General features: G+C 59.5%; 4 protein-coding genes. 2 read left to right on the top strand and 2 right to left on the bottom strand.

What is annotated here, in order from left to right:
* Positions 1 to 102: 102 nt before the first annotated feature.
* Entirely contained in the window at positions 103 to 1,290 is a 1,188-nt protein-coding gene (locus tag H5U08_RS07850; protein WP_297031919.1) for a DUF4185 domain-containing protein, read from the bottom strand.
* Between the two features lie 186 nt (positions 1,291 to 1,476).
* Here H5U08_RS07850 and H5U08_RS07845 point away from each other — a divergent pair, with 186 nt between their 5' ends.
* Together H5U08_RS07845 and H5U08_RS07840 are read left to right on the top strand one after the other, a co-directional pair.
* Positions 1,477 to 2,043 carry a DUF4416 family protein gene (locus tag H5U08_RS07845; protein WP_297031918.1) on the top strand — a complete coding sequence of 189 codons (567 nt, stop codon included), beginning with the start codon at positions 1,477 to 1,479 and terminating at the stop codon, positions 2,041 to 2,043.
* A complete protein-coding gene (locus tag H5U08_RS07840) occupies positions 2,022 to 3,218 on the top strand; it encodes an MraY family glycosyltransferase (protein ID WP_297031917.1) in 1,197 nt (398 codons plus the stop codon). Before H5U08_RS07845 ends, H5U08_RS07840 begins: the two co-directional genes overlap by 22 nt.
* Positions 3,219 to 3,285: 67 nt before the next feature.
* On the opposite strand, the gene H5U08_RS07835 is transcribed toward H5U08_RS07840, so the two are convergent.
* A complete protein-coding gene (locus tag H5U08_RS07835; RefSeq protein ID WP_297031916.1) occupies positions 3,286 to 5,892 on the bottom strand; it encodes a hypothetical protein in 2,607 nt (868 codons plus the stop codon).
* Positions 5,893 to 6,528 lie beyond the last annotated feature (636 nt).

Raw genomic sequence — 6,528 nt, 5'->3', positions numbered from 1 at the left:
TTGGAGAAACATCCCCGAACAGACGGCCATTGAATACCGCACTGTTCTGGGGGGTGGGCCCGGTCTTTGGCACACGTTCTGACACTCTAACGGCCGAAACTTCTATCTTTTCCCCGGAGGGTGAAACTTTACCCGAATAAACCACGGGCGGTAGATGTCCGGGGTTCGGACCAGTCGTCCAAGGTCGAACGAGTTGGCCACATAACTGATGACGAGTTCGTCATCACCGGCCAGGGCAGGATGGGCCTTCGCGGCATAGAAAAACGCCTTTGTGTCTTCGGGCAAATCAGGAATGCGATAGAGCAGAACAGAATCGCTCCAGGGACCTACTGGGGTAGGGGCTGAACGCATCACGATTTCCTGTGAAAGTCCCAGGCGGGTATAGACCATCACATAGCCCCGGAGTACCGGCAAATACGAAACGGAGTACTCAGAAGCGACTTCTCGCGCCAATCGCGTGGCGTGGGAAAAGTCGTGGGTCCAGAAGCGTTCATTCGTCAGCAGGGCATCGGGGGTGTCGGACGCGACCCCCTTGACGGGGCCGCAGTAAAACTCCCACTCGGCTGGCTGTTCTACGCGACCTTTTTTCACCCGTGCGACGATCGCATGCTTGATGGGGAAGAGCGGAGTTTTTTCCTCGTCGAAACCGTAGAGGTAAATGTGTTCTCCGTCCTCTGGAACGAGCGTCGCCGAACCGATGACTGCGCTTCCGCGTTCATCGGACCGAAAATAGGGGATTTCCTGCTGCCGGATCTGCCATCTCGAAGGAGATTCCTCCGGGTTGTCCACGGTGAGGAGAGATTCCCCGATTTGCCGAAAACCGAATGGTCCTCCCTGCGGTGTGAATTCGATATGCGCAGCAAAAAGATGAAGCCGCTTTCCGTCCCGCACGCCCGCCGCCAGCCAGAACACGCCGTGATTGTCCTCCGGGACGGCGAACGAGCAGACGTCGCCATCGGCAGTTCGTCCGAAAAAGAAATCAATGCCCACCGGCGTGCGACCTTCCAGCCGAAGGATGGCGATGGAATTGTTCACCATTTTGCGCCGCTGTCGAGTTGTGAAGGTATCGCCGAATGTGAAGAGAAGTCGGTGAGCATCCAGGGGAATTGAGAAAACTCCGTCGGCTCCGCCCCAGGCGTCGCTGGGATCAAACCATCTTTCGAGTTCGGGCGCCTTCTCTACGGTAAAGCGAAGCTCGCGCCCTGACGGGGTTTCTCGTTCCGCTGACCAGCTTGTTCCGGGAGACAACGCGGCGACAGCGAGCATCAGCCACATAAGGCGAAATAACATAGGGATCCCTCGCGATGGTTTAGCCTGAACACGTACGACAAACCTCTGCATCTGGCCGGTATGCTGAAGGGAGTTTTCATTAGAATGATTGCACGTGGTAAAATCAACCAAGAGAATACACGCCATGTTGTCTTTTGGAGTGACGTCAGAAAGCCCTCTTTTCGTCGCAACGAAGGAGAAAAAGTAATGGGCGTTCCCCGAGCCCCTGATCCGGTGCTGCTGTTGGTAGCGGTGTTCAGTCGGTACCCGGAGGCCATTGATTGGGCCCGACAGAAGGTGGTGGAAGAGTGGGGCCCGCTCGCCCTGGAAAGTCCGGCGTTCCCGTTTTCCCACACCGATTACTACACCTCAACCATGGGGCCGGATCTGAAAAAGGTTTTTTTTGCGCCGGCGGATTTAATCGATCCCGGTCGGTTGCCTGCCATCAAGATTCAGACGAACTCCTGGGAGGCGGAGTATGCGGAGCTGCGCCTGTTTCCCGAGCCGCGTCCTCTTAACATTGATCCAGGATACCTGACGCTGGGGAAACTCGTGCTGGCATCGACGAAGGATTTCACCCATCGCATTTATCTCGGGTTAGGTATTTACGGAGAAGTGACGCTGTTTTATCGGCACCAACGCTGGCAGCACCACGAGTGGACGTTTGCCGATTACCGGCAGCCTGAGTATCACGAATTTTTCAACCGTTGCCGGGACTATCTTCACGAGCGTTTACGGGAGGTGACCTCGCCGTGTGGTGGCTCTTCTTCGTGATCGTCCCCTCCCTTGTCGTAAGCTGGCTGCTCGGGTTCGCGCTGCGGGTGTGGGCACCGCGATGGGGGCTCGTGGATCGGCCGGGACCGCGCAAGGTGCACAATCGGCCGATGCCGACCTCGGGCGGGCTGGCCATCTGGCTGGGCGTGGTGCTTCCCTTTGCCGTTCTTCAAGGGGTGCTCTGGTTGACGTTCGACAACCGACCGCCGCAGGGATTGGTCACTCCGGACCTGGTGGCCGGAGTCTTGCCGCGGGAATGGTTGCCGGATGAGGTGGCACGCCATTTACCCGGTGTTTGGGCCCAAAGCGGGCGGCTGTGGACGGTGCTCGCAATGGCCACGCTCGTGATGCTTTTGGGCCTGGCCGACGACCGATGGAAACTTCCCTGGTGGTTTCGGCTGTTGGTGGAATTTTTGGTGGCGGGAGTGACGGTGGCCGAAGGTTACCGACTGACTCTTTTTATCGAAGTGCCGCTCCTCACCGGGATATTGAGTATCCTGTGGATTGTGGCCCTCATCAACGCCTTCAACATGATGGACAACATGGACGGTCTGGCAGCGGGGGTGGCGGCGATTGCGTGCACGGTCCTCGCAGCGGTCATGCTCCTTACCCCCAAGCCCCTCACAGGAGAACCGCAGCTTTTTGTGGCGGGATTCTTTCTGGTCTTGCTGGGGGCGCTGCTGGGATTCTTGTGGCACAATCACCCTCCTGCGCGGCTTTTCATGGGAGATGCCGGAAGTTATTTCGTGGGTTATCTGCTCGCGGTCATTTCGATGACGGCCACATTTGCCGGGGAAAACACTCCACGTCATGCGGTGCTCGCCCCATTATGTGCACTGGCCGTGCCGCTTTACGATCTGGTAACGGTGGTCGTCATACGCGTTCGGGCGGGGGCCAGTCCCTTTGTGGGTGACACCCGGCATTTCTCTCACCGCCTCGTGGAGCTGGGGATGACGAAAGCCCAGGCCGTTCTGACCATTTACCTCATGGCGGCGACCTGCGGATTGGGCGCCCTCCTTTTGCACCAGGTCAATACGTTTGGCGCTATGGTCATCCTGCTTTTGGTGGGCTGCATGATCAGCCTGATCGCCATTCTGGAGACCACCGGGCGGCGTGCCCAGCGGCGCAAGAAAGAAAAAGATATGGAGAGCCCATCTGGCCCTCGGTTGAACTGACCCTTTTTATCAGTGCAGCCACTTCGGATTTTATCAGTGCAGCCACTTCGGACGCCCCGGCCGGACGTCAGTGCGGCGCGTGTTCGCTGGCGCTCTGAGCGGCGGCCATCGCCGGTCGGCGGCCGATGGCGAAGCCCAGCCAACCATCTTTCAGAACGAGTTGCGTCACCGTCAAATCTGTGAGGTTTTCGTGCCGTTGGAGGAAGCCCGGTGAAACTTCCCAGGGTTTATCCTTGGAGAAAGTGCGGCTGAAAACGCTTCGCAGGGCGATCTGTGACCGCATATCCATGGGACCGACAAGTTGCACCACGCCCTCGCGATTGAACCGGATGCGATCGTTGTGGATCTCCGGCCGGTAGATAGCGCGGACCTGGAAATCCTGCCAGCGATTCGGTGGGCTGCTCAGCTCGGCAACGGCCAGCGTGATGATCAGTTTACCCTGGGAAAACTCCACCCTCGCGGCATCCCGGGCGGCAAAGGTGATCTGGGCGTCGGCGTGGGGGTTTTCCCCGCGGCTGTCGTCCTCTGGGAGGCGAAGTTTTTCGCGGAGTTTTTGCTGGAGCTCGGCCACCGTGTAGGTTTTCCCTTCCAGCCCCAGTTGCTGGAGGAAATTGTTGACGGCTGACTGATGAATCTGGCAACTGGCCAGGGCGTCTGCGGGGGCAAAGGGGCGGAGTGTATGCCCGCCGGGCTGGAACGGCGCCGCCAGTCGAACACGGAGGACGATCCGATCTTCGGTCGTCTGCGCTCCTAGCCATGTAGGAGCAAGGTGGAACCGATGCAGGGGGCCCAGCACTTCTTCCTGCCACCGCTGGTTGAGCCGAGAAAATTGGGTCTCGGTCTCGCTTTCAATCTCCCGCAGGGCCTGGGTCGCCACCTTCCACCTGGCTTCTTCGCTGGCTTCCAGACGCTGGCGGGCAGCTTGCTGACGTGCCACTTCCTGGGTAAGGAAGCCGAGCACAGGGATGGAATCCAGCGTGGTCGCCACGTCCCGAATGCGCACCGAGTTCTCCACATTGATGACAGCCGGCGACGCGACAAGCCCGTGAGGCGTGATTTCCACATCCTTTTCGGCCACATATTCGGCGTAGCCGTCATTCCAGATGGTGGCGGGTCCCGCATTCGCGTAAGTCAGAGAGGTCACCTGGCCGCGGACTGTCAGGGCGACGCGAGCTCGCAGGGGGTCAGGAATCAGCCGAAAGCCGACCTTTGTCTCTGCGTAGCTGGAACCGTACACCGGCCGATTCAGAATGACGTCCGCCACAGGCCGTTCGTCTGCCGGACGTTCGGGAGCCAGGCGGTTGAGAAGTTCCTCCGTAATGGCGATTCGCACGTTGGCATTTCGATAGAGCAGATCGAGGCATCGTGCCAACCACCGGGCACGGTCCTGAGACGATCGCGCCAGCCGGTAGTAGGCCTGCACAAGGGGTTGCGCCGCCGAATTCGTCGCGTCGGACTCGAAGCTCTCCACGCGTTCCAGGAGGCTCGCGGCCTGCACCGCGGGAGCAGCCCAAAAACGGAGTTCATTGACGTAGTCGGCCAGGGGTTGCTCATCCAGAAGGGCCTGTTGGTCTTCGGTGAAGGTGTGATCGTCGATTCTCTGCAGCGTCCGTGCGGCAATGTCCGCGAGTTGACGTTCCGCTTCCGGACGGGGCTGGGATTGCATGGCGGCTTTTATGGCTTCAAGGTTGAGGAATTCCCGCCAGGCCTGGGCAACGCTCCCCGAGCCCAACCGCTGCTCAACCGCGTTGAGGGTTTTTTCCAGGCGTGTCCAGTCTGCACTCTCTGTGGTGGCCAGCTCCGACTGCAAGCCCCCGGCGAGTTGGATCGCCTTCCACAGACTCAGCCTGCGCATCAGGGCATAGCGCACCTGCCGGAAGTCCGCCGCCACGTCGGGTTGTGGGTCGAGTTTCGTTTGGATGGAGGACGACTGTTGGGCAAGCGTGTAGATCGCCTGGAGCACCGGCAAAACATCTTCGCCGGCTTCAAACCCCTGACCGAGTTCGTCGATCTTTTCGCGGACCTCGCTCACCCACGCGCGGGTTTCCTCTCGCTGCGCGAAGGGCTCCAGCATGGCCAGCAGAGAGGCCGGCGGGGTCCACAGACCGTGCTGAGGCTGAATACCATGACCAGCACCCGCCTCTTCCATCGTGGCTTCCATGGTGCCGGTGTGCCCGGGTTCGGACGGTGACGACTCGGCATTCAAAGCGAGGTCTTGGGAATCCGGTGCCCCTGTCACGTGCGTATCATCAGGCAGAAGCGTCGTTTGCTGTTCATCGGGCATCAACTCCAGGCAGGGGTCTTCCTTTTCCGGCTCGGGAGGAAACTGCAGGAGAGCTGATCCATGGGCCATGTCGGCCGCCACCTGATGCTGAACCTCAGCGGGTTGCAGGGCCACCTCGTTCTGGGAAGACGGCTGCGTTGTGGGAAGAGATTCCGTGGACGCCAAAGGGACCGGGAGTGATGGTGAGGTGGCAGGAAGGGGCTGGCCCGATTCTCCGCCCGACGGTGCGTCTGCCTCGGCGAGCGCCGTCTGGTTGTTGTCGGGAATTGGCGGATCGGGACGCTCCACCACGCGCCATGCCCGCGGAGAAGTCACGCTCAGGATAAAGAGCGCGATCAGCACCAGGAGGAACGGCCAGGTCGGCTCATTTCGCTGGAGCGAAGTCGTCATGGGGTCCCTTCCTTAGGTCTACAAACGGAGTTGGATTTTGCTGGACTCGTCTGCTGGCTTCCCAGCCTATGCCCTGGCATCACCGTTCGCCTCAACGAGAGTCACCCATTAGGTGGCTTTCTCCAGGTCCTGCGTCGAGGAGAGCAGGATTTCTCTGGCGAACACAAGACACCACTACAAGTCTTCGCCCGGTGTACCGCACCGTCTCAACGAAACTTCTCTCAGTTGCGCTCGCCGACGAAATCTTTATTTTTTGCGCATCTTAACACACAAAGGCAACATTTCTCCCCGCTCTCTTATCGGCACCGGATGGGAAAAGTCTCCACCGGGACTTCGCTGCCGGTGTTTGGCGATGTGCAGGGTCACGGACGAGAATCCGCCCCGTTTCTTCGAGTTTTGTGACTGTGTTGCCCGAATCACCTTTCTAGGGCCGTGTGCCCCTGCTTGGAAGAAGGATTCGCTTGATCGGAAAGTGCTGAGCTGGAACAGGAGGTTCCCTTGGCCGAGCTGTCGCAATTCCGTTTGTGGTGGCTTCTTCATTTTGCGCAACCTGTTCATTTCCGCACGCTCCTCCGCACGCTTTCTGAAACACCGCCGCAATCCCTCCTGGAAGTGGGGAGTCTTGATCTCGGTCGA

Source organism: Thermogutta sp. (assembly GCF_014359955.1).
In the GTDB taxonomy this organism is placed as follows: Bacteria; Planctomycetota; Planctomycetia; order Pirellulales; family Thermoguttaceae; genus Thermogutta.
This window is presented reverse-complemented; position numbering and strand designations above follow the sequence as displayed.